Origin of the sequence: Candidatus Amarolinea dominans (assembly GCF_016704685.1) — a bacterium.
Lineage (GTDB): Bacteria > Chloroflexota > Anaerolineae > SSC4 > Amarolineaceae > Amarolinea > Amarolinea dominans.
In genome coordinates this window covers 104330-126619 of record NZ_JADIZS010000004.1, presented here as the reverse complement: position 1 = coordinate 126619, position 22290 = coordinate 104330, and the positions used below count along the sequence as shown (strand labels likewise).

Annotated in this window: 20 protein-coding genes; 4 read left to right on the top strand and 16 right to left on the bottom strand. The window is 62.1% G+C overall.

Annotated features, from left to right (window positions below; genetic code table 11):
- Window positions 1-212 precede the first annotated feature (212 nt).
- Entirely contained in the window at window positions 213-509 is a 297-nt protein-coding gene (locus tag IPF85_RS03775; RefSeq protein WP_343406728.1) for a hypothetical protein, read from the bottom strand.
- Window positions 506-760 carry a hypothetical protein gene (locus IPF85_RS03770; RefSeq protein WP_343406727.1) on the bottom strand — a complete coding sequence of 85 codons (255 nt, stop codon included), beginning with the start codon at window positions 758-760 and terminating at the stop codon, window positions 506-508. The genes IPF85_RS03775 and IPF85_RS03770 overlap by 4 nt, the downstream gene beginning before the upstream one ends.
- A gap of 57 nt (window positions 761-817) precedes the next feature.
- On the opposite strand from IPF85_RS03770, the gene IPF85_RS03765 reads away from it, so the two are divergent.
- Window positions 818-1054 (top strand): hypothetical protein, encoded by a 237-nt coding sequence (locus tag IPF85_RS03765; protein ID WP_343406829.1) that lies wholly within the window; start codon window positions 818-820, stop codon window positions 1052-1054.
- A 3-nt stretch (window positions 1055-1057) separates the two neighbouring features.
- Here the strand turns inward: IPF85_RS03765 and IPF85_RS03760 are convergent, their stop codons facing one another.
- The 11 genes from IPF85_RS03760 to IPF85_RS03710 form a co-directional block, all read right to left on the bottom strand.
- Entirely contained in the window at window positions 1058-2836 is a 1779-nt protein-coding gene (locus tag IPF85_RS03760; RefSeq protein ID WP_343406726.1) for a serpin family protein, read from the bottom strand.
- A gap of 142 nt (window positions 2837-2978) precedes the next feature.
- Complete coding sequence (locus IPF85_RS03755; protein ID WP_343406725.1) at window positions 2979-5186, bottom strand: DUF389 domain-containing protein; 2208 nt, start codon at window positions 5184-5186, stop codon at window positions 2979-2981.
- A gap of 4 nt (window positions 5187-5190) precedes the next feature.
- Window positions 5191-5307, bottom strand: a complete 117-nt coding sequence (locus IPF85_RS03750; protein WP_343406724.1) for a hypothetical protein — start codon at window positions 5305-5307, stop codon at window positions 5191-5193.
- Between the two features lie 8 nt (window positions 5308-5315).
- Window positions 5316-5690 carry a hypothetical protein gene (locus IPF85_RS03745; protein ID WP_343406723.1) on the bottom strand — a complete coding sequence of 125 codons (375 nt, stop codon included), beginning with the start codon at window positions 5688-5690 and terminating at the stop codon, window positions 5316-5318.
- Window positions 5683-6891: a cation:proton antiporter gene (locus tag IPF85_RS03740; protein WP_343406722.1), complete on the bottom strand. Its 1209-nt coding sequence runs from the start codon at window positions 6889-6891 to the stop codon at window positions 5683-5685. Before IPF85_RS03740 ends, IPF85_RS03745 begins: the two co-directional genes overlap by 8 nt.
- Window positions 6892-6944: 53 nt before the next feature.
- Window positions 6945-7811 (bottom strand): MurR/RpiR family transcriptional regulator, encoded by an 867-nt coding sequence (locus IPF85_RS03735; RefSeq protein ID WP_343406721.1) that lies wholly within the window; start codon window positions 7809-7811, stop codon window positions 6945-6947.
- Window positions 7812-8051: 240 nt separating this feature from the next.
- On the bottom strand, window positions 8052-9440 hold the full coding sequence (locus IPF85_RS03730; protein ID WP_343406720.1) for a nucleotidyltransferase family protein: 1389 nt from the start codon (window positions 9438-9440) through the stop codon (window positions 8052-8054).
- A complete protein-coding gene (locus IPF85_RS03725) occupies window positions 9437-10795 on the bottom strand; it encodes an ABC transporter permease (protein WP_343406719.1) in 1359 nt (452 codons plus the stop codon). The genes IPF85_RS03730 and IPF85_RS03725 overlap by 4 nt, the downstream gene beginning before the upstream one ends.
- 11 nt (window positions 10796-10806) lie before the next feature.
- A complete protein-coding gene (locus IPF85_RS03720) occupies window positions 10807-12516 on the bottom strand; it encodes a hypothetical protein (protein WP_343406718.1) in 1710 nt (569 codons plus the stop codon).
- A gap of 24 nt (window positions 12517-12540) precedes the next feature.
- Window positions 12541-13290, bottom strand: a complete 750-nt coding sequence (locus tag IPF85_RS03715) for an ABC transporter ATP-binding protein (RefSeq protein ID WP_343406717.1) — start codon at window positions 13288-13290, stop codon at window positions 12541-12543.
- Window positions 13291-13319: 29 nt separating this feature from the next.
- On the bottom strand, window positions 13320-14099 hold the full coding sequence (locus tag IPF85_RS03710; RefSeq protein WP_343406716.1) for a YIP1 family protein: 780 nt from the start codon (window positions 14097-14099) through the stop codon (window positions 13320-13322).
- 282 nt (window positions 14100-14381) lie between these two features.
- On the opposite strand from IPF85_RS03710, the gene IPF85_RS03705 reads away from it, so the two are divergent.
- The 3 genes from IPF85_RS03705 to typA all read left to right on the top strand — a co-directional run bounded on the left by IPF85_RS03705 (window position 14382) and on the right by typA (window position 18560).
- The gene (locus IPF85_RS03705) at window positions 14382-15431 is read left to right on the top strand and encodes a DnaB-like helicase C-terminal domain-containing protein (protein ID WP_343406715.1); all 1050 of its coding nucleotides are present in this window, start codon (window positions 14382-14384) and stop codon (window positions 15429-15431) included.
- Window positions 15432-15580: 149 nt separating this feature from the next.
- Window positions 15581-16612, top strand: coding sequence for a LysM peptidoglycan-binding domain-containing protein (locus tag IPF85_RS03700; protein ID WP_343406714.1), 1032 nt, complete (start codon window positions 15581-15583; stop codon window positions 16610-16612).
- Between the two features lie 103 nt (window positions 16613-16715).
- Window positions 16716-18560: a translational GTPase TypA gene (gene typA, locus IPF85_RS03695; RefSeq protein WP_343406713.1), complete on the top strand. Its 1845-nt coding sequence runs from the start codon at window positions 16716-16718 to the stop codon at window positions 18558-18560.
- A gap of 34 nt (window positions 18561-18594) precedes the next feature.
- Here the strand turns inward: typA and IPF85_RS03690 are convergent, their stop codons facing one another.
- Genes IPF85_RS03690 through IPF85_RS03680 form a run of 3 tightly spaced genes read right to left on the bottom strand, consistent with a single transcriptional unit; the run spans window position 18595 to window position 22285 of the window.
- Window positions 18595-19722, bottom strand: coding sequence for a carboxylate-amine ligase (locus IPF85_RS03690; protein ID WP_343406712.1), 1128 nt, complete (start codon window positions 19720-19722; stop codon window positions 18595-18597).
- A gap of 11 nt (window positions 19723-19733) precedes the next feature.
- Entirely contained in the window at window positions 19734-20858 is a 1125-nt protein-coding gene (locus IPF85_RS03685) for a carboxylate-amine ligase (protein WP_343406711.1), read from the bottom strand.
- A 56-nt stretch (window positions 20859-20914) separates the two neighbouring features.
- Window positions 20915-22285 (bottom strand): hypothetical protein, encoded by a 1371-nt coding sequence (locus IPF85_RS03680; protein ID WP_343406710.1) that lies wholly within the window; start codon window positions 22283-22285, stop codon window positions 20915-20917.
- Window positions 22286-22290: the final 5 nt, after the last annotated feature.

Genomic DNA, 22290 nt, shown 5'->3' with positions numbered 1-22290 from the left:
TATAAGAGCGCACTACGGCGCCTTCGCCGAACAAGTCGGATTGCCAGGTGACACAGTAGTTGCTGACCGTGGCGCACCTGGATCATGATCCCATGAATTGCTCTGAGGATAATCTGCGTGCGTTGTACTTCATTTGTTGTAAGGAATGAGAATTTTTTAACTGTCCAGTTCCGAGCGAATTCTGAGCATACAGACAGCACCAAAGCGGACACTTATTTAATTCTCATTCCTAAGGCGCGTTCCAGCAAATCATTGACCCTGAGTTCGCCCGCCCATTTCCGCAAATAATCCAGATCGAGTGCGCCGGCGCGGGTTATCAGCACACCGAGAATATCGCGCCATTGGCGCTCTGATACTTCGCCGCCGATGCGATACCATTCGAGCTTGGCAAGGACCGTATCTTCGGGGCTGGCAAATTTGGCGCTGATTTCCGTCTCAAAGGCGAAGGTCTGTTGTTGGGCGCGGGCCAGTTGCGATTGTAAAATTGAGCGTGACTTCAATCGGTTCATTTTGCATGGCTGATTTCTCCATACACTTTGCGGGCGGTCTCTTCTCCCAATAATAGACCGGCCAGCCGGCGGCGGATTTCGGCCTCGCTGGCCTGGGGATATTGGGCGCGCAGTCCCATGGTCGCCAGCATTTGCGCCGATTTGTTGAGCTGCGCCAGCATGTTCATTTTGCGGGTGGGGCTGGCCTGCCGCCATAGCTGGATTTGCAGGGCTTCCATTTTGGGGTGGGTGTCGGGAAAAAGGACGCTCATAGCGTGCTCCCAGTGCCAATAGCCACGCCATTAGACCCATAAACAAGCGAACACTTGATGAACCTCAAGCTGACCAACGTGCTCAGCGACATCACCGGCGTGACCGGGTTTGCGATCATTCAGGATATTATCGCAGACGAGCGCAATCCGCACAAACTGGCAACCTATCGCGATCCGCACGGCCACAAGAGCGAAGCCGAGATCGTCGCGGCCTTGCCCTGTCCCCGGCACAGGCCGCACAGACCGTTTCTGAAGAACGATCTTCTGACCCGTGCCGGGGACATATCCGCCTGAATCTTAAGCCGGGTCCACCACGCGGCCCAGGAAGAGGATCGCGCCGGTCTGCCGGTCGTGGATTACCACCAGGAAGGGACGGTCAACGGTGAGGCGGACCGGTTCCTCCTCTACTTGAATCGAGGTCGCCCTCATCCCGACAGCCGAGGCGGCAGCCGCCACGGTGCCCTTCTCATCCACCTCCACCACAGCCTTGTGCACCACCGCGCCGATGAAGAGATCGCGGGTGCCATCAATGCCGGAAAAATCGGCCTGATAGGGCGTGATGGCATCGGACATGCCCAGCTCGCCGAGCGCATCCGCCACGGAGAAGGTCGAGCCAAAGCGGAATTTGGGCAGGCCCAGCGCGACCTTGCGTGAGGTCATGGAACTCATGCTCGTACGCAGCCAGTCCGCGCTGAGGTTTGCTTCAACCGTCTCCAGGCGCCCGCGGTCCGGCACGATGACCGTCATGGCAATGAGCGTATCCGTGTACTCCAGGGTGACCGCCTGGAAGCCGTCGCCGGCGCCGTAGGCGAGATCGGCGGGCTTTTGCATAAACATCATGGGGACGCGGCGCTCGCTGCCGTCCAGGCGGAAGAACGGCTCGTCCCGCGTGAGCGCCTTGTCAAACGGCAGGAGCCAATCGGCCTTGAAGTAGATGGCATTCGCCAGCACCAATCGGGTGTCCGCGGTGATCATGCCGGGCGGAACCAGGTCCGTGATCTTGCCGGCGGTTTGGAAACTCGCCCAATCGTTGACGGCTACACGGGCCGCTTCTGGCGCCTGCTTGAAATCGGTCGGCTTGACGCCGGCGCCGTAGTGCTGATTCATCAGGGCCACAAAGTCTGCTTGCAGCGGCAGGTCCAGTTGGGACCACAGGGCATTGGCGGTGTTGAGCCGGGCGCTGCTTTTCTCCGCGGGGTAGAGCGTCCAGTTGAGGGTTGCCGCCGCCGCATGCTGCCTGGCAGCCGGCAAGGTGATGTGCAGAACCTGCGCCATCTGGGTTTCAGTGTTACCGCGGGCACCGGCATAGGTCATCGTCAGCGCCGTGGCCAGGCTGTACGGGGAAAAGAAGAGATTGCCCGGGGTGTCACGCAGTTGCTGGTACAGGTCGGTTGCGAACGTATTCTGCCCGGCCGTGAGCTGGGCCAGGTCTTCCGCCGGGGCGGGGATGGCGGGTGCGGGGGGTGGTTGTGGTTGCGCCCCCACCGGCGCCGGTTCACAGCCGGTCACGAGTTGGGCGAGCACGATGAACAGACAGGTAGTAAGCCAGAAATGCCTGGCTAGACGGTGTCTCATGGCAGCACCTCCTTTCGAGTGCGCCATCGAGACGGAAGCCGATGCGGGATGGTTCCCGCGTGCAATGCTTTCCTCGGAATGCGCCACCAGCATCTCGCGCGTGCATACATCGCCCACCGTGCAGATTGAATCATCATTTTCGTTTCGTGCCTGTTCCAGATACTGTACCGTGAGGATACCGACTAGATCGCCCGCCTCATTAACGACCGGCAGTCCGTGGTGGCGCGTCCGTGCAAAGAGATCGGCGGCCGTAGCGAGCAGGTACGTTTCGCGCAGCGTGACGACGTTCGTCTCCATGACCTCGCCGACCGTGATGCCTTCCAGCACCTCCACGTCGCGACCGCGTTGTAGGCGCAGCCCCTTGCGCGCAAGTCCCAGGGTATAGACAGGGTCACGACGCAATCGTTGCGCCACGAACAGACCGACCACCACGGCAAACATCACCGGCAGAATAATGGCGGTCAGGGGTGCGTGTACGGCGGCAGCCAGTGCGGCAGCCATGCCAACCATGGCATAAGCTGGGGGCGCAATGAGCAGTGCGCGGGGTTAACGCGTAGCACTAACGAGCTTCACATAATCCAGCGCAATCCAACCGGTAAGTCCCCGGGGGATCAAGACGCGTGCCCACAGGCGCCCGTTGACTTCAATCTGCTCTCCCAACAGAAAGACTGCCGTGCCCTCCATCACCGTGCCGGCAATTGATCCGCCAGGCGTTGTTCGCAGCCAGGCGCCGCGGCCGCTTGTGTTGACCACCACGGCTGGCGCCGGTGTCGGAGGCGTCGTCGGTGTGGCAGTCGGCGTCAGGGTAGAGAGTGCGGTCGCGGTCGCCGTGGCGGTGGGTGAAGCGGATGCCGTCGCCGTTAGCGTGAGCGTGGGGGACGGCGAAGGTGTTGGCGTGGTGTGAGGTGGCCGTGGCCGTCGGTCCAGGGGTTGGCGTTCGAGTCGGCGTTGGCGTTGACGTTAATGTCGGCGGCACTAATGGATCGAGCCGGGTCGCGGGAATCACGTTGAGCAAGAGTGCGACCGGCTGTTGCAGGCGCGTGGCGATGTCTCGTTGAAATGTCAACGCTGTTTCATGTGGGAATTGGCGGACCGACCGCAAGGTGACAGCCAGGTGTAGGACGCCATCATCGGTCTGGCTACGCCGTACTTCGACGAGTTCAGTATCAGGCAGAATTTCGACTTCGGCCCGAATCGCTACGTCAATGGCTCGATCGAGGCGCACGACACGTAGGGTCTGGGTCGTGAGGATGCCGAGGATCACGGTGACAGCCGCCAGGAGCGCTAGCGCGCCCAAGAGTCCTCGGCGCAACAGGGCGCGCTGTGTTTTGTACCTGGCAGGCGGCGCGAACCCAAATAAAAGAAAAAACAGCCCGCTGGCCGCAGCAATCGCGATCAAGTTCGTCAAGAACAGGAGCAGCGCGCCGCCGGCGATGTCTTGACGACCGAGTGCCAAGCCGATGCCAACTGTGGTCAGTGGCGGCACAAGCGCGGCGGCAATCGCAATGCCCGCGAGGGCAGCAGAGACTGATTTGCTGCACAACGCGTAGGCGCCGGCCGCGCCAGAGGCCAGGGCGACGCCCAGATCCAGCACATTCGGTTGCGTACGCGCCATGATTTCAGGCGTCGTGGCCGCATCCGGCACAAGCATACCCAACAGGGCGCCAATCAAGATGGCCAGCAGCATGCCACGGGCTGAAGCCCAGGCTGCCATCCTCAGAAGACCGGTGTCACCTTCAATAATTCCCAACCCCATCCCCACGATGGCGGTCATCAGCGGTGCGACCAGCATGGCGCCGATGATGACCGCGGGGCTGTTCAAGAGCAAGCCGAAACCTGCCAGGATGGCAGCCAGCGCGATCATGACAAAGAAGTCGGCGCGAGAACTCGCACCTTCCCTGATGACGGTGCGGACCTCGTCTCGCTCACTGGGGGTCAGCGCGGGCATGGCGGCGATGATACCATGCCAGGCGCGCCGGAAGACCCGCGTCACAAACCCGGTGCGTCGTCGAACCACGATTACTGTCGCGCGACTCTCCTCGGCAACTCGTTGTGGTAGGTCCCCAAACAGCAGCCGATCAATCAAGGCTTCGCGTGAGGTGCCCATCAAGACCGTATCGTATCCGGTCGCAAGCTCATCCAGGATTGCCTGTGCGATGTCACTCGCCACCACGGTTTTGCGAACCAGACCTGAATCATGCAGGCGGTCATCGATAATTTGCTCAAGATGACGAGCCGAGGAGATGAATGTGCTGCGGGGATGGTGCTCCTGTGGCACGACATGCAGGGCAGTTACCTGCACATGCTGCGCAGAGCCTCCGGTAGAAGTGCCAGCCAACTCCGAAGCCAGCCGAAAGGCAAAGGCGGAATGAGGTCCGCCGCCAACCGACACGAGGATTCGCTGCAATTGCTGCGGGGCATATCCGCCGACAATGACAACATCGCAGATAGGGTCTTCCAGCACAGCGGCGAGGGCCGTGTTGAGATAGTTGCCGTCGGGTTGGGCTTCGCCGCGCCATCCGAGCACAATGAGCTGGCTGCCCAGCTCGCGGATCGTCTGACGAATGGCTACGCCGACGTCGTCGGCAACGCGCACCATCGAACGCGCGCTCACGCCGGCTGCGCGGAGGACAACCAGCGCCGTCTCCAAAGCCGGCTGCATATCCGCGCTTGTCTCAGCCTCGAGTCGCGCAAGCGAAGGATCGGTCGGCAAGGCAATGGTCAGAACGATCACCGGGGCAGATCGAGCCAAGGCGATGCGGGCTGCCGTGGCTGCCAGGCTGGCCGCGCGGCTGGGGTTGGACACCGGAAGAAGGATGCTTCCAGTCTGTGTGTGATGAACGGACGCCATCTAGCTATTTTCCTAGCCGCCAATCTCGATAGACGCGGCGGGTTTCTTCGACCGTGACAAACGCCTTGCCATCCACGGAGTCCACGGCCTGGAGCACGCAGGGCAGGTCGGCGCGGCGCACGACGACTTCTATCTGCGCTCTCGCGTCCAATGCGGCCGCAGTCCGAGCACGTGCGTCACCGGCGTGACAAAGAGCAACCCGGAGTCAGGTGCGTTGAAATTGCCGCCCACCGCTTTTTCAGTGACGCGGATCAGTCCCTCCAGGTCAAAGGCGTCATCCACGACCACAAAAATCGTGCGTTGGTGATACTCTTCCTCCTCGAGGAGATGTCGCAACGAGGGGAATAAGGGGATATCATCGCGCTGGGCGCGCAACTGCCGCAGTTTGCGAAGTCCAATACTCTCCAGGATCGTGACGCCGGTGACCCCAAAGGCTTCCCAGGCACTTAGCACGTCCTGGCTTTTTTCCAGGCTCGGCAAGACAGCTACGACCATGTTAGGCATAACTTACCTCTTTTTCGGCAAAGGCCCGCCGCAGAAAGAGCGGCGTAATCAGGGTGGTAATCAGTACAATGAACGTGATGCTGGAAAATAGTTCTGGTTGGATCAGTCCGGCATTCACACCAACGGCCGCTACAATCAGGCCCACCTCGCCGCGGCTAATCATCCCCAAGCCGACACGCAGCGCTTCTCGGTTCGTGAAGCCGCCAAGGCGTGCACCGAGCCCACCCCCGACGACCTTGGAAATGACGGCCACCACGACCAGGACCATAATCAACAGGAGATTCGGCCCAGTCAGCAGGTGGGCGTCCGTTTTGAGGCCAATACTGACAAAGAAGATCGGCACCAGGAATGCGTAGGTGATGGTGTGCATGCTGCGTGTAATCTTGGCGTGCAGATGACTACGGCCGAAACCAACACCGGCGATGAACGCGCCGGTGATCGCAGCCAGGCCGCCGCCCACTTCGGCAGTCCAGGCAAACGCCAGGGCTACGACCAAGACCAGCGCGGCCAACCCCTCACTGATTGACTGGCGATCCACCCAGTCGGCCAGCCGTGGCAGCACTAGGAAGCTGACGGCCACGGCCACCCCCAGATAAATGAGCATGCGTAGCAGGATGAGCGGCACCGCGGCCAGCCCCGCGCTGCTGGTTGCCACGGCGACAAAGATGGATAACAACAGAATGACCAGCACGTCATCTACGACGGCCGCACCGAGGAGCGCAATGCCTTCGCGGCTGCGCAACATACCCAACTCGAGCAGGGTTTGCGCACTGATGCTGACGCTGGTTGCGGTTAGGATCATGCCGACGAAGAGGGCGGCGTTACCCTGGTAGCCAAACGGCAGCATAACCAGTGCGCCTAGCGCCAGCGGCACGATCACGCCACTGACACCCGCCAGCGTCGCCACGCGCCCCGCGCGTTGCATCTCGCGTATGTCCACCTCCAAACCGGCGAGGAACATCAGGCAGACCACCCCCAACTCAGCCAGTTCGTAAACTGCTTCGGTCAACAAATGCGGATCAACCGGATTGGCCAGAAACGGCCAGTGGAGAAGGTCGAGCACGCTGGGGCCGAGGAAGACGCCAACCAGCAGTTCGCCCAGGACGGCTGGCTGACGCAGGCGGTTGGCCAACCAGCCCCCGGTTTTCGCCGCCGTAATAATCACCATCAAAGAAAAAACGAGTTGCAGAAATGGGGTCATGTGATAGCCCTTTCATTGCGACACGACACGACACGACACGACTGGATTTTCGACTAGCTCAATCGTATCAACAAAGCATCGGCGATGCGCACCTGGCTGCGTTCAACTTCGGACGGGCACTGGAGCGCCAGTGCGGCGTAAAGCACATCAATCAACGCGACCTGGGCCACGCGCGCGCCGAGCGGATAGCCGTGGGCGAGGGCCTCCTGAGCCGCCGTGTGCAGGCTGATGTCAGCTGATTTCGCAAGGGGAGAGGCCGGGTGGTTGGTGATGGCAATCGTCGTGGCGCCGGCCTGTCGGGCTACCCCAAGCGCCCGCAGGACATCGTGCGACTCCCCAGAATGTGAGATGCCGATAGCCAGGTCGGCCGGTGTCAATAGCGTCGCCGAGATCACCTGCATCTCGCCGTCCGTATGGGGGACGGCGCGCACACCCACGCGCATGAGCTTGTATTGCAATTCCAGCGCGGCGATGGCTCCGCCGCCGGATCCGTAGATGTCCACCCGGCGTGCCGCCAGGAGCGCATCCGCGGCACGCTCCAGGGCGGCCAAATCCAGCACCTTGAGAGTGTCCTCTAATGCCTTGACGTCAGCCGCGATGACCTTTCGCGCAGCTTGGGCGACGCTATCCCCGTCCGTGATCGAAGCATAGGTGGTGGTATGATCTGGCTCTGACTCCAGCGCCAAGCGGATCTTGAAATCCTGGTATCCGTCGGTCCTGACCCGCCGGCAGAACCGAAAGACCGTCGTATCGCTGACTGCGCACCTCTCGGCCAGGTCGCTCATCACCAGGTGGATCACTTCATCGGCGTGATCCAGCACGTACTGACCCACCTTTTGCTCCTGCTCATTGAGCGCCGGCAGTAAGCCGCGAATGGTAAGCAATAAACTGGTTGTGGGTGTTGATAACGATCCTGCCATCTGCGATTCCTGTGCGGATAAGACCTTGACGAACCAAAACACTACCGTTATGATACTAAAGGAAATATCTTTTGTCAAAGACTAGACGAATGAAAAGTTTGCTCAGACGACCCCCCTGCCCCCCAATCCTGGGGGGAAAAGCATTCGGCTCCCCCAGGATTGGGGGGCAGGGGGGCACTCCGGGCGCTATCGAGACCATTCTCACTGCCTGGCTGAGCGGGCAGGCGCAAGGCCATGCCCCTACCGGTTGGCTTCTGCGGCCAGGCTGTGGGCCAGGTCATCGAGCATGCGTTGATGGAGGGAGCCGTCGGCGCGCTGGCCGTGGCGGCGCAGGCGGCGCTGTAACCAGCCGCCCAGGAAGACCAGGTGCAGGGGGTAGGCCAGCGGATAAAGCGGTGAGCTGACCAGGCGCGGGAAGCGGTTGCCCAACAGGCCGAAGCGGTCGGGTAGCAGCAGGCGGCGCAGCGCGCCCACGCGCTCTGCCGGCCCGTGCGTCCAACGCAGGTTGTCGGCCAGGCGCCGCGGCGCAGGATTGCTCAGGGAAACCTCGGCCAGGCTGAGATGTTGCAGCCAGGCCCGCAGCGCGGGCGGCAGGGGCGCGGCCAATGCGGCTGTCAGACCGGGCGGCAGCGCGCCGGGGAAGGCGGTTTCCAGCAGGGTGAGGCTGGGCAGCAGCAAGCGCGGTTCCAGGCGCGCTACGCCCACCAGGCTGGCCGCGGCTCGGTCCCGCGCGCTCAAGCCCTGTGCATCGAACCAGGCGGCCGGCGCCGCGCAGGCGCCGCCGATGATGGCAATGTCCGGGTGCGTCAGTTGTTGCCAGACCCGCTGCAGATCGGCCTGTTGTAGCAGGCGCGCCTTGCGCTCCCACACATCCTGCGACGCGTGGGCCGCCAGGTGCAGGAAGAGCAGCCAGGGCGGCAGCAGGCGCACCGATGCCGCGTCCATTTCCATCTCTTCCATCTCCATGGGTTGACTGTGTCCCCAGGCCGCGGTCGTCAGATCGAGGCGCAGGCCCAGAAAATCTTCGGCCAGCGCGCTGTGAACCTCCACCCGCCGCGGGTTATTTGGATCGCCGGCGCTGAAGGACGCGAGATGCCGGTTGTCAGGCTTGATGAAGCTCAGGTGCTTCCAGGTGACGCGTGATTCTTCGCTGTAGCCCAGGGCCTGCATGACCTTCCGCAGCGCGGGAATTTGACCCGGCCGCGCCAGCAGATCGAGATCGGCCAGCGGTCTGACCTCAGGCCGGGGATAGCTGCGCCGTTCGAGGAGGAAGTGCGCGCCCTTGAAGGGGATCAGCTCGACCTGGGCCGCCGCCGCGCCGACCAGGATGGCGCTCAATTCCGCGGCCAGCAGGTCATTGCGCCGGGCGTTGGCCGCAGTCTCAGCCGCCAGCCAGCGCATGACATAATCAGGCGTGGCGATCGTTTGCCCATGTTCGGCCAGGAGGAGATGGACGCCGTGCCGGACCGCCTCCTGCAGAATCACGGTCCAGTCGGCCAGGGAAAACGGCCGCTCTGCGCCAGTCGCGTCCACCTGCTGCGGTGCAGGTGCGGGGGGCCGGGCTGCGGCGCCGAGCCAGCGCATCAGCCGCGAGACGGCCGTTGCGCGGGAGAGGGTGGCCTGGTTCATTCGTACTTCAAGGCCTTCAACGGATCGAGGGTGGCGGCGCGCAGGGCTGGAAAGACGCCTGAGAGCAGGCCGACCAGGGTGGCGAAGATGACAGCGAACGGAATCAGCCAGATAGGGGTGTAGACGATGCTGCTGTCGGCGCCGGGACCGCCGAAGATGGGGTTGCCCTGCTGCCCCAGGGCCGACTGCGCAATCAGGTTGATGACGCCGCTGACCGCCCAGCCCAGACCGGCGCCGACCACGCCGCCCAGGAAGCCGATGGCGGCGGCTTCGCCCAGGAAGATGCTCATGACATCGCGGTTGCGCGCGCCGATGGCTTTCATCAAGCCAATTTCACGCGTGCGCTCGTAGATCGCCATGCTCAGGGTGTTGGCGATGCCGAACGCGGCGACGAGGAGCGCAATGGCGCCAATGCCGCCCAGGATGGCTTGCAGCACCAGGAAGAAGGAGTTGATGCTGTTGACGGTGTCCTGCGCGGAGTAGGCGTTCAAGCCCATCTGCTGAATCTCCTTCTGCACGGCCGCCACGTCGCGGGAATTGGCCACCTTGACGATCGCTTGCTGATAGCCCTCACGCGTGCGATCCACCCGGCGCCCGCTGAACCACTGGTTCAACTCATCCACCTCTTTGAGCGGCAGGTAGATGTTGTAGTCGGTTTCGCCCAACGACGCCAGGACGCCCGTCACCTGCACGCGCAGATTGCGCGTCGCCATCTTGCCCTCGTTGTCGTAACGAATGGCGCGCAGGGTCAGGCTGGCGTCCTGCAAGTCTGTGACGTCCGGCTCACCTGACGCGCCCAGGCCCCTGGGGCCATCGAAGAGGCCTTCATTGCGGCCGGCCTGGCGCGGATCGTAGAGTGTGGCGCCGACCTGGGCGCCGACCACGACCTGGCCGGTGCTTACCCGGTTTTCGCCGGAGGTCAGCTTGTAGCCGAACGCCTTCCAGGCTTCCGGATCCACGCCCAAAATGCCGCCTCCGCCCGTCAGCCGATTGTAACGCACCTCCACCTGGCCCTGCATATATTCCTGCGGCGTCACCGCCACGACGTTGGGCAGGGCGCGCAGCTTTTCCAACACCTTGAGGGTCAGGCCCTGCGCCTCGCTGCGCTGGACGCTTGACGGATCCGGCGCGCTCTTTTCCATCATCACCACCTGTTCGCCCATGACGTTGATGAGGGTCAGGTCGGAGATGCCGCCGATGCCCTGCGTGGCGCTGCGCTGCAAACCCGCGCCCAGGCTGATCAACACCAAGACCGCGGCCGTGCCGATGACCACGCCAATGGCCGTCAACACCACGCGCATGCGCATGCGGTTCAGATTCGATAGAACGGTGCGAAACAGGTCAATCAATGTCATTTGTGTTTCTGTCAGCCGCTGCCGAGACCGAACAGGCCCAGGAAGAGGCGTTGCCAGAAGGGGCGTTGGACGCGGGTGATGGGCGGTTCGCCGCCGTTCGTGCCTTTGCCGCCATCGCTCCCGCCGCTGCCGTCGCCCGGTTCGCCCATGTTGAGAACGCTGAGCGGCAGGGTGGCGGTGTAAACCTGGTTCTGGTTGAAATCATCAATGTACTTGATGATGATTTCGATGTTGTACTCGCCGCCCTGCGCGGCCGTTGCCTGCGCGTCGAGCGTGCCCGACTGACCGGAGTCGAGCGAACCGATGTAGACCGAGGCGTTCTCGAACGTCAATCCTTCCACAGGGCCAAGTTCCACCGAGGTGATGCCCACGGTGTTGCGGCCCTGGTTGATGATCTCGATCGGCAGCTCGATGGGGGTGCCCGGCATCGGTTGACCCACCGGCCGATAGAAGCTGACCCGCAATTGGGGCGCCACACTGACCAGCAGGGTGATCTGCTCGGTGCGCTCCAGCGTCTTGTCGGTCGGCCCATCGTAGCTAAACTCAATCGGCACGACGTAGGTGCCCGCGCTGGCCGAGCCGCTGACGATGAACTGCATCTCGACCGTCGTCAATTCGTTGACGCCGAGTACCGGTACGACGCGCACGTTGCCGGTGCCCAGCGGGGCAAACACGGTGACCGCGGAGGCGCCGCCCGTGGACGCGGTGCCGAAGGTGATATTCAGCCGTCGCGCATCGCTCGTGCCCACGTTGCGGATGTTCAGGCGCAGCGTCAAGGGCTGGCCAGGACTGGGCCGCAGCGGTTCGCTGACGTAGCTCTCGATGATCGGCAGGGCTTGCGGCGTCGAAGGCCTGCCAACACTGACGCCGCCCACGGTCACGGCAATCACCTGCTGCGAGCTGTACTTTTCATCGCCCCAGTTGATGAAATCGAGGCCGAGTTGCAGGGTGTGCAGACCCGGCGTCGTATCCGTGTCGGCCACCAGGTGCAAGGAGACCGCCTGCCGCTTGTTGAAGCCGATGTCGCCCACGCTGACGACATTGCTGCCCACGGTCGGCGCAAAATTCTTATTCTCGCTGCTCACCGTGACCAACGTGCGCCGCGCCGCGCCGGTGCCGGTGTTGCGCACCGCAAAGGTCAGCGTGAACGGCTCCCCCGCGATGATGGTGACGGGATCGGTGGCTACCTGTTCGATCACCAACTGGGGGATGCCCGGTTTGGGCTGCGCGGTGGGCGTTGGGGTGGGGGGCGCCGCAGCCACATTGACGCCCACAGTCTCGTTGGAGGCATAGGGCACGCCATCGTCGCCCTGATAGCTGATGCTGATCGCCATCGCATAGGTGCCACCCTTGAGATCGGGATTGCCGCGCAGGTCCTGCCAGACCCAGCCGTGCTCATCCACCGTCAGCCCGTTCAGCGTTTTGACGCTGGACGATCCCTGGGGCACGAAGTTTTCACTGGCGAGGGAGATGATGATGTTCGTCGCGCCCGCCGACCCCACGTTGTGCAGTTCCAGGAACAGGCGGAAGGTCTGATCGGCCTGCACCACGGCTGGCTCCGTGCGGAAACTGCGGATGAAGATCAGCGGCCGCTCGTTAGAAGTCGGCGGCGTGCTGGTTTGCGCATGCGCCACCATGCCGTGACCCAGGGTTGGCAGCCCAACACCGATCAGCATACACAGCACGGTCAGATACAAGGCGAGTCTCAGGCTCGAACGCATAATGCTCCTTTAAGCATTCCTGAATCAAATAACGGCTGCCGCCTTCTCCAGGTTCTCGGCGCTTTCTTCACCCAGGACATGACCGTCCTTCAGGCGCACCACGCGGTCCGCATAACGGGCCACGGCCGGGTCGTGCGTCACCATCAGGATGGTGATGCCGGCCTCACGGTTGGCGCGCAGCATGATGTCCATGATCTCCTGGCCGGTGTGGCTGTCCAGGTTACCGGTCGGCTCGTCGGCCAGCAGAATGGTCGGCTGATTGACCAGCGCCCGCGCCAGCGCCACGCGCTGTTGCTCGCCGCCGGATAGCTCAGTCGGTTTGTGCCCCACACGCGCGGCCAGGCCCACCGCTTGCAGTAGATGCTGCGCCCGCCGCCGGCGCTCGACCGCCGCCACACGGGCAAACAGCATCGGAAACTCCACATTTTGCGCCGCGGTCATCGTCGAGACCAGGTTGAACGACTGGAAGAGAAAGCCGATGCACGTGCGCCGGTAGGCCGCCAGGTCATTTTCGTCCAATTCGCTTAGTTTCTGCCCGGACACCGTGATCTCACCGGCCGACGCCCGATCCAAGCCGCCGATCAGGTGCAGCAGGGTGGATTTGCCGGAGCCAGAGGTTCCCATCAGACAGCAGAACTCGCCTCGCGGCACGCGCAGGCTGACCCCGCGCAACGCATGCACCTGGGTCTTGCCCATCACGTAGATTTTTTGCAGGCCGCTAACCTCGATCATCATCGTCGAAGGCGTGCCCTGACCGTTGTCTGAATTTGCCATGGTTGCCATCGAAATCAACGCCTGCCGCGCTAAAAGCCCCGGGACAAGGCGCCCATCAGCAGACTGGGCGCAGCGCCCAGCAACAGGGAAAGCACGACGTAAATACTCATGATGATCAGCACCTTGTTGCGACTCAAACGCCCGCTGACCCACATCGCCATGCCCAAGAGAATGACGTACCAGAGCGAAAACAGATCCACGGTGCTCAGCAGCCCAGCAGCGAACCCCGCCGGCCCGCTGATGATCTGCTCGGCAGGCGTCATCAGGCCGGCCAGGCCGCTGCCCACGACCGGTGACCGGGTGCCGGCGATGAAGATGATCTGCAGCAGCGTGCGCAAGGCCAGGGGCAAACTGGCCCAGGCCGCGGTGCTGAACAGGCTGCCATACGTGTTCTGACCGCCAAAGGCCAGTCCGAGTAAGTGCAGGATACCTGCGCGAACCCCCCAGACCAGCAGCAGCGGCCCCAGCGCGGCCAGCAGTCCGAGGGAGATCGGCTGGGCTGTGGGGCCTTGCAGCGCTTCGGGCGGCAGGTTCTCGAATTCTTGCGGCGACAGCGTCTGGCGCATCTGTTCGATGCTTGCCTGGCGCCGCAGTTCAGTCACATAGGGCGCCTCGACCACCACCCGCAGCGCCAGCAGGCTGAGGATGACCAGCAGTGGGATCAGCAGCAGCCAGCGCCGGCCGTCGCGCACGGCCGTCAGCGCCATGCGGGGACGCACCCAAATCCACCAGAGCAGGGTAAACGGGTGCGGTCCCCGTGGGGCAGCAGGCAGGGCGGTTGCAGCCGCCGGGTCGAAAGAAAATGACATCGCGATGTCCTTTGTGGATGAAATCTGGCTGGACTGTATACTGCAAGCGGGAATAGACTTCACTTTTCCGCCTAAGGAAACAAACGCAATTCGTGCCCGCTTGCAGCATATTATAGCACAGCCGGGTTTATGCTCCCCAATTGGTGGCGCTGTAGTGCAAAAATAGCCTTACAGCAGGGGTTGACAAGAGACCGATCCGCGGGGACAATAGGCGCTGTCCATGACCATGATCCGCATACCACCGCCCACACGGGAGTCAACCAGGTCGAGAGGAGATCGGGTATGCCCGAAGCAAACGCAAATAACAGTGACTGGCAAGTCCATCAGACGCAGCCGGCCAGCCTGGCCGAGGTTCTACGTCGGGCCGACCAGGAAACCAGTCGCGGTACAACCGGGCGCTACACGATGATGCCCCTGGGGTATGAACCGCTCGATCGCCTGATCGGCGGCGGCGTTGGTCGCGGCGAGCTGGTCCTGTTCGGCGGCGCGCCCGGTGTGGGTAAGACGACCATGACCCTGCAAATGGCGCGCAACGTCGTCGCGTCATCACCCACGCGCGGCGCCATGTACGTCTGCTACGAACACGACCACATTGACCTTTCCAAGCGCCTGCTGTGCATGGAAAGCGCCCTGGCCGGGCTGCCAGAACCGCTCACGCTCTATCACCTGAACACGCTTTTTTTGGAAGCGGCGCGCTCGGGCCGTCCCATCACCTCAGCCCTGCGCGCCGACCCGCGGGTGGCGCCGATGCTGGCCCAGGTGGACCGCTATGGCAGCCGGCTGGAGATGGTCAAGGCCAATACCACCACCACCACGCTCGACGCCTTGCGCCAGATGGCCGGCGCGCTGGCCGCCCGCTTCCAGGGCGATTGCGTCTTTTTTGTGGACTACCTGCAGAAGATTCCGATCCATCCACGCGTCGCGAAAGACGAAGATGACAAGTCCACGATGGTGGCCGAAGGCCTGAAGGACATCGCCAACACCTTCAACATCCCGGTCCTGGCCGTGGCCGCGGCCGACCGCAAGGCGCTGCAAGGCGATCGCATTCGCCTGTTCGATCTGCGCGGCAGTTCCGCGCTCCAGTACGAGTCGGACGTCATCCTGATGCTGAACAACAAGTATGACATCGTCTCCCGTTCGCATCTGACCTACAGCCCGCACAAGGCCGAGGCGTACCGTAACTGGCTGATCGTGTCGCTGGAGAAGAACCGCGGCGGCCCTGGGGCCATCAACCTGGAATATCCGCTGCGCCTGGCTTACTGCTGCGTCTGGCCCGAAGGTCAATCGGTCAAAGAGAAGCTGATTGGAGACCGGGTAGAGCCGACCGGTTGAGTTGGCCGGTTATCGCCGCGCGCTCGTACATTACTTGCGTTCCGTTTTGGCGGTTTGCCCGGACGGTGCTAAAATCGTTGTCTGAATATGAATATGATGTAGCCTTATGACAGTTGGCGTTGATTGGGTCAGGCCGAGAGGAGGAAGACATGACGAAACGTAGATTCGCACAGGTCGCGCTCACGCTGCTTCTGCTGTTGGCGACTGCCGTGCCCGCCCTCGCTCTCCCCAGCGAGCAACCCGTTCTGAATGCGATCCATGTGGTGCAGGCGGGTGAAACCCTGGGCAGCATTGCCCAGCGCTACGGCACCACGGTGCAAGCGATCATGGCGGCCAATGGCCTTGCCAACGCCAACCTGGTTTACGTGGGTCAGCGGCTGCGCATCCCCGGCGCCAGTGCTGGGACCAGCGCCGGCACGACCACTGGGGTTTACGTGGTGCAGCCTGGCGATAGCCTGGGCGCCATTGCAGCGCGCTACAACACCACGGTCGCCAACCTGATGGCGCTGAACGGCATCACCAACGCCAGCCGGATCATCGTGGGCCAGCGTCTGCGGGTCAACGGCAGTGCGCCGGCCGCCGGCGGCAGCGCCACTACGACCGGCGCTCGCGTCCACGTGGTGGCGCGTGGCGATTCTTTGAGCGCCATAGCCGCCCGTTATGGCATAACGGTGTCCGCGGTCATGGCGGCCAACGGCATCCGCAGCGCCAACCTGATCATCGTTGGCCAACGCCTGCGTATTCCCAGTGCGGGGGCGACCAGCAGCAGCGGTGGCGCGACCACCTATCCGGGCGGCAGTCGCAATCTGCGCTTCCAGGTCAGCATCTCCGCGCAGCGCTGCCAACTGTACGCTGGCAACACGCTGCTCAACACCTGGCGTTGCTCCACCGGGCGTCAAGGTTCGGGCACCAAGGCCGGCACGTTCCGCGTGCAGAGCAAGATTCGCAACGCGTGGGGTTCGCGCTGGCAGTTCTGGATGCCCTATTGGCTGGGTATCTACTGGGCCGGTTCCAGCGAGAATGGAATTCATGGCCAGCCCTGGTATCCAAACGGGGGCCAGGTGTGGGCCGGATTGGTGGGCACCCCCATCACCTTTGGCTGCGTCATGTTGGACAACACAACGGCTGCCCAACTGTACAGCCTGGCCTACATCGGCATGCCGGTGGTCATTCGCTACTAGCCGATCTATCCCTGAAATCAAGAGACGCCAGAGGCCCTTGCCGCCGGGTGAGGGTCTCTTTTTGTGGGAATCATCTGAAGAAAATGAGCGGAAATATAAAAACATGGCTGAACTAAACCTGACAACAAGAAACGACATCCGCAACATCGCCATCATTGCGCACGTGGATCATGGTAAAACCACGCTGGTGGATGCCATCCTCAAGCAGACGCGGGTCTTCCGCGACAACCAGACGGTGATAGATCGGGTGCTCGACTCGAGCGATCTGGAGCGCGAGCGTGGCATCACGATTCTCGCCAAAAACACCGCGGTCTATTACAAGGATGTCAAGATCAACATCGTGGACACGCCCGGCCATGCCGATTTTGGCGGCGAGGTGGAGCGCGTGCTCAACATGGTGGATGGCGTTCTCTTGTTGGTGGATGCGGTGGATGGGCCGATGCCGCAGACGCGCTTCGTGCTGCGCAAGGCGCTGGAACTGGGCCATCGCGCCATCGTCGTGGTCAACAAGGTGGATCGCAAGGACAGCCGGCCCGATTGGGTCACCAATGCCATCTTCGATCTCTTCATTGATCTGGGCGCCACCGACGAGCAGGCTTCTTATCCGGTCATCTATGCCATTGGCCAGAATGGGCGCGCTGGCGACACGCCGGAAGACCTGGCGCCTGACCTGACCCCTCTGCTCGACCGCATCCTGGAGTACCTGCCTGGCCCCTCCGTCAACATGGACGGCCCGGCGCAGATGCTGGTGACGCTGCTGGCCTACGACGACTACAAGGGACGCATTGCGATCGGCCGCCTGTTTGCCGGACGAATGCGGCGCCTGCAACCGATGGCGGTGATTACGCCCAGCGGCCAGACGACCTTCGGGCGTCTGGCGCAGGTTTTTACGCACCAGGGCCTGCAGCGCGTCGAGCAGGAAGAGGTGGAGGCCGGCGACATTGTCGCGATCACCGGGCTGCCTGATGTCACCGTGTCCGAGACGATTGCCGATGCCAATGACCCGCACCCGCTGCCGCCCATCCGCATCGAAGAGCCGACGGTGCGCATGACCTTTGGCGTGAACACCAGCCCCTTCACCGGGCGTGAGGGCACCTGGAGCACCAGCCGCAAGCTGCGCGAGCGCCTGTTCAAGGAATTGGAGCACAACGTCAGCCTGCGCGTCAACGAGACCGACTCGGCCGAAATTTTCCTGGTGTCTGGACGCGGTGAATTACACCTGGTGATATTGATCGAAACGATGCGCCGTGAGGGCTATGAGTTCGAGGTGAGCAAGCCTGAGGTGATCTTCCGTACCGATGCAGAAACCGGCGAACGGTTGGAGCCGATCGAGGAAGCTTTCATCGAAGTGCCGGAACCGTGGCTGGGTGCGGTCGTGGAGATGTTGGGTATGCGGCGGGCACAGTTGCAGGACATGCGCCACAGCGAGAACAGCATCGTCTATTTGCACTACAAGGTGCCGACGCGCGGCCTGCTCGGATTTCGCAACGATTTCATGACCATGACCAAGGGGAACGGCATCCTCCACACCCTGTTTGCCGCGTACGAGCCGTTCTACGGGCCGATCGCCACGGGCACGCACGGTAGCTTGATCGCCTGGGAGGCGGGCATCGCGACGACCTATGGCCTGAAAAATGCCGAGGACCGCGGCATCCTGTTTATCGGCCCCAATCGGGATGTGTATGAAGGCATGATTGTGGGCCAGAACAGCCGCGACAGCGACATGGAAGTCAACGTTTGCAAGAAGAAGCAGTTGACTAACATGCGCGCATCCAGCAGCGAGATTCAGATTCGCCTGACGCCGCATCGCATCATGAGCCTGGATGACTGCATCGAGTTCGTTGCCGACGATGAGGTGGTTGAAGTGACGCCGCGCAACATTCGCATGCGCAAACGCATTTTAGCTTCGGACCAGAGACGTAAGGCCTCCAAGGACCGCGAGGGATAATCGAGTCTGCACCACCGTGGGAGAGGTTCAGACCCTAAATTCCCATTTTGGTTTCTGTAATGAGATGATCCACCACCGCGCGGATGTCGTGCGTCTTCTCGAACACCCTGAGCTGGCGGTCGGCGCTGGTGCCATGTTCGAGGATGCGGTAGATCGGCTCGATGGCTTCGCGGCTACCCAGTTCTTCCACCTGTTCGTCTACCAGGCGCAGGATCTCACGCACCAGTTGTCGCGTGGGCACTTCGACATTCTTGCCAAAATCAATCAATTTGCCATCAATGCCATGCTGCACGGCGCGACGTTTGTTTTCTTCGATGAAGTCGCGGCGGTAGATGCGGAAGGTGATGTTGCGCCGTCGCAGCTCCCACAACCAGGCCACCATGGCCTGGAAGAGGGCTGCAATCGCAATGGCCTCATCCACCCGCGTCACCATGTCGCACACGCGAAACTCAATGGTGGGGAAGGAGTAGTGCGGCCGCACATCCCACCAAATCTTGGAGCCGTTGGGGATGCAGCCGGTGTTGATGAGCAGGTCAATGAAACGCTGAAATGCGCCCCATGACTCGAAGCGCTCTGGCACGCCGGAGCGCGGGAAATCCTCGAAGACGATGCTGCGATAGGACTTGAAGCCGGTATTTTGCCCCAGCCAGAAAGGCGAGCTGGTGGAGAGAGCCAGAACGTGCGGCAGCATGTAGCGCACGACGTTCATGCAATCAATCGCGAAGTCGCGATCTTCGATGCCGATGTGTACATGCATGCCGAAAATGAGCAGACGCTGCGCCAGGATTTGCATGTCCTGCACCACGCCCTTGTAGCGGTCGAACGGCGTGATTTCCTGCTGCGCCCAGTGCGAGAACGGATGCGTGGCCGCGGCCACAATCGCCAGGTTGTGCTCTGCAGCCAGGCTGATGATGGACGCACGCTGGCTGCGCAGCTCGTCCGCCAGTTGTGTCACGTTCTGGCAGATGGGCGTGCCTAGCTCTACCATGGATTGGTGCATCTCTGGCTTGATGCCATGCTCTTTGAGCACCCCTTTTTCCACGTTCTGGGCGCCGGTCTGCTCCATCAGTTCGGTGATGGCGGCCTTCAGATCGCCCGAGGAGGGATCAATGATCTGATATTCTTCTTCGACGCCAATGGTCAGTGATGGTCGCTTTACCATAAATAGTCCTCTCAGTCCAGCCCCTTGCGTGTTTCGGCAATCAAATAGTCTACCACGGCCCGCAAGTCATGGTTGTTCTCCTCGTAGATGCGCAACTGACGGTCGGCGCTGGTGCCCTGTTCGATGATCGAATAGGCGAACTCGAGCTCCTCGCGGCTACCCAGTTCATCCACTACCGGGTCAACCAGACGTAACAGCTCGCGCACCAGTTGCTTGGCAGAGAACTGCTGTTCCTTGCCAAAGTCCACCAGCTTGCCATCCAGGCCGTAGCGCACGGCGCGCCATTTGTTTTCGGCGACCAGGCTGCGCGTGTAGTCGCGGAACATCATGTTGTGGCGCCGCAGTTCCACCAGCCAGGCCACGGTGGCCTGCACCAGTGCGGCCACGGCCAGCGCTTCATCTATGGTGGTGCAGGCGTCGAAGACACGGAATTGCAGCGTGGGCAGGCGCCAATGGGGCCGCAAATCCCAGTAGATCTGGCGTTCGTGATCAATGCAGTGGGTAGCCAGCAGCATGTCAACGTACTGGCGGTATTCACTCCACGAGGCGAAGTGGTGCGGGATGCCGCTGCGCGGCAAGTTTTCAAGCAGCACGTTGCGGTACGATTTCAACCCGGTGTTGCGACCGCTCCAAAATGGCGAGCTGGTGCTGAGAGCCAGCATGTGCGGCACCATGTAGCGGATGACATTCATCACGTCAATGCACAGTTCCGGGTCTTCGATGCCGATATGCACATGCGTGCCGAAGATCAGGAGTCGCTGCGCCAGCATGTCACGTCCCGACACCAAACCCTCGATGTGACCGGGGCGCGGAATGCCGGGTGTGCGCCAGGAGGTGATCGGGTGCGTGCCGGCCAGGGCCACCACATACCCGCGCTTCTCGGCCAGTTTCATGACTCCCCGCCGCTGCTGCACCAGGGCCTGGCGCGCTTCTTTGATGTTGGCACACACAGGCGTGCCCATCTCCAGCGTGGCCGGCAATTCCACCAGGACGTCCCCCTGCGCATCCTGTTCGCGCAGGATAAGCCGCTCGCTATCCATCACGCGCGAGATGATCGAACGCAGTTCGCGCGTCTCCGGGTCAATGATCTGGTATTCTTCGCTAATGCCAATGTTCAGGCTGGGCTGTTGGGCCATCGCGTGCCTCCCGTTAAATCTTCTGCCATTCCCTGCGGTTCGAGATGCACCGTGGATCACACCACGAAGGTGGGAATCGTTGAACCGCCTCCGGCGGTCACGTTGAGTAGTGTCACCGTGGAGAGTCGGGTCAGGCAGCCGCCAATCATGCGCCCATGAAACACAAAGGGGTCGCAATCCACCAGGCGCCGACTGATCTCCACCTGTCCGTTACTGGTCAAGGTCGGGTAGTCCTCGTAGGCGATTTTCACCCGCTCCTGCAGGACGGCATTCTCCGGCAGACCGGTCTGCAGGGCCTGCTCCCAGGCCGTGCGATCGGTTTCCCAACCGATGACAACGCCTTTGCCGCCGTATTCATCATTTGGTTTGATGACCAGGCGGTCCTTGTTCTCCAGCGCAAAGGGCAGCAGATCCACTTCCTGGCCGTGGAAGAGAGTCTTGCGCTCTTCGATCATGCGCGTCCACGGAATGTGGGCAGCGAGGGTGGCCTGTTCGGCGCGCGTGAAGAAGTGCTGATTGCGTTCATCGCTGACCACGGCAAAACTGGCCTTTTTGTGCAACAGCTTGCAGCGGAAGGGGTTCATCATGCAGATTTTGCCATCGGCCAGCGCATGGATGATCGGATGATTCAGGCCGTAGCGCTCCAGCAGTTCGGTGGACAGCACACGCTTATAGATGAAATCAACCGCCAGCCCCCCACCGGCGCCGTGCGCGATCATGGCGCCGTGACGATACTCCAGCTCGTCCGGACTGACGATGACAGACTGGATGCCCTGCCGGGCGAAGTATTCCTGGAACAGGATGAACTCGTTGGCCGTGGGGACGCCGTGCCAATCCACAATCGCGATGGTGGGCAGCGCCCCGCGGTTGCCGCGCCAGGCGTAGTAGATCTCCAGGATGGCATCTACCGCGTGCTGGCGCGCCCACAGTGGTTGCAGGGGGTAGCGCTCCTGGAACTTCCTGAGCAGCGGCGTCTGCAGAAAGACCTCGGAGAGGACATCCTCGTAGGCCATGGCCGCCGGGCTTTCGGCGTTGTACTCGACGAAATGCAGCGTGCCGTCATGGCTGAAGAAGGAATCGAGGCGCGCGGTGGGCACCGGTGTATCATAGCCGGTCTCCAGCGTGATCAAATACTCTTCGGTAGGCGTCAGCGCCACCTGCTGCCGTAACGAGGCATCGGCCATCATGGCGTTGTAGATTTTGTTGAACGCGCTCAGCAGCTGTTCACACACGCCCACGACGTAGTCCCATTGCGCTTGCGTCAGCAGGTGGGGTCGCAAAACGGTGCATAGCGGGCGGTCGCCGAAAAACAGACGGCGGTCGCGCATTCCCTGTTCCAGCTCGCTCCAGGTTGCGGCTGCCATGGCCGGCGTACACAGATCGTGGTAGTACGCGATGACATCGGTGATGTTGGTCTCGGCGCTCATTGGCC

Bases quoted from the DNA above. Each gene is read 5' to 3' on its own strand.
- IPF85_RS03685 (WP_343406711.1), bottom strand. From the start codon at position 20,858: ATGGCCCAACAGCCCAGCCTGAACATTGGCATTAGCGAAGAATACCAG.
- IPF85_RS03700 (WP_343406714.1), top strand. From the start codon at position 15,581: ATGACGAAACGTAGATTCGCACAGGTCGCGCTCACGCTGCTTCTGCTG.
- IPF85_RS03760 (WP_343406726.1), bottom strand. From the start codon at position 2,836: ATGGCTGCCGCACTGGCTGCCGCCGTACACGCACCCCTGACCGCCATT.
- IPF85_RS03710 (WP_343406716.1), bottom strand. From the start codon at position 14,099: ATGTCATTTTCTTTCGACCCGGCGGCTGCAACCGCCCTGCCTGCTGCC.
- IPF85_RS03730 (WP_343406720.1), bottom strand. From the start codon at position 9,440: ATGAACCAGGCCACCCTCTCCCGCGCAACGGCCGTCTCGCGGCTGATG.
- IPF85_RS03775 (WP_343406728.1), bottom strand. From the start codon at position 509: ATGAACCGATTGAAGTCACGCTCAATTTTACAATCGCAACTGGCCCGC.
- IPF85_RS03735 (WP_343406721.1), bottom strand. From the start codon at position 7,811: ATGGCAGGATCGTTATCAACACCCACAACCAGTTTATTGCTTACCATT.
- IPF85_RS03705 (WP_343406715.1), top strand. From the start codon at position 14,382: ATGCCCGAAGCAAACGCAAATAACAGTGACTGGCAAGTCCATCAGACG.
- IPF85_RS03690 (WP_343406712.1), bottom strand. From the start codon at position 19,722: ATGGTAAAGCGACCATCACTGACCATTGGCGTCGAAGAAGAATATCAG.
- IPF85_RS03765 (WP_343406829.1), top strand. From the start codon at position 818: ATGAACCTCAAGCTGACCAACGTGCTCAGCGACATCACCGGCGTGACC.
- IPF85_RS03725 (WP_343406719.1), bottom strand. From the start codon at position 10,795: ATGACATTGATTGACCTGTTTCGCACCGTTCTATCGAATCTGAACCGC.
- IPF85_RS03755 (WP_343406725.1), bottom strand. From the start codon at position 5,186: ATGGCGTCCGTTCATCACACACAGACTGGAAGCATCCTTCTTCCGGTG.
- IPF85_RS03720 (WP_343406718.1), bottom strand. From the start codon at position 12,516: ATGCGTTCGAGCCTGAGACTCGCCTTGTATCTGACCGTGCTGTGTATG.
- IPF85_RS03745 (WP_343406723.1), bottom strand. From the start codon at position 5,690: ATGCCTAACATGGTCGTAGCTGTCTTGCCGAGCCTGGAAAAAAGCCAG.
- IPF85_RS03715 (WP_343406717.1), bottom strand. From the start codon at position 13,290: ATGGCAAATTCAGACAACGGTCAGGGCACGCCTTCGACGATGATGATC.
- IPF85_RS03680 (WP_343406710.1), bottom strand. From the start codon at position 22,285: ATGAGCGCCGAGACCAACATCACCGATGTCATCGCGTACTACCACGAT.
- typA (WP_343406713.1), top strand. From the start codon at position 16,716: ATGGCTGAACTAAACCTGACAACAAGAAACGACATCCGCAACATCGCC.
- IPF85_RS03740 (WP_343406722.1), bottom strand. From the start codon at position 6,891: ATGACCCCATTTCTGCAACTCGTTTTTTCTTTGATGGTGATTATTACG.
- IPF85_RS03770 (WP_343406727.1), bottom strand. From the start codon at position 760: ATGAGCGTCCTTTTTCCCGACACCCACCCCAAAATGGAAGCCCTGCAA.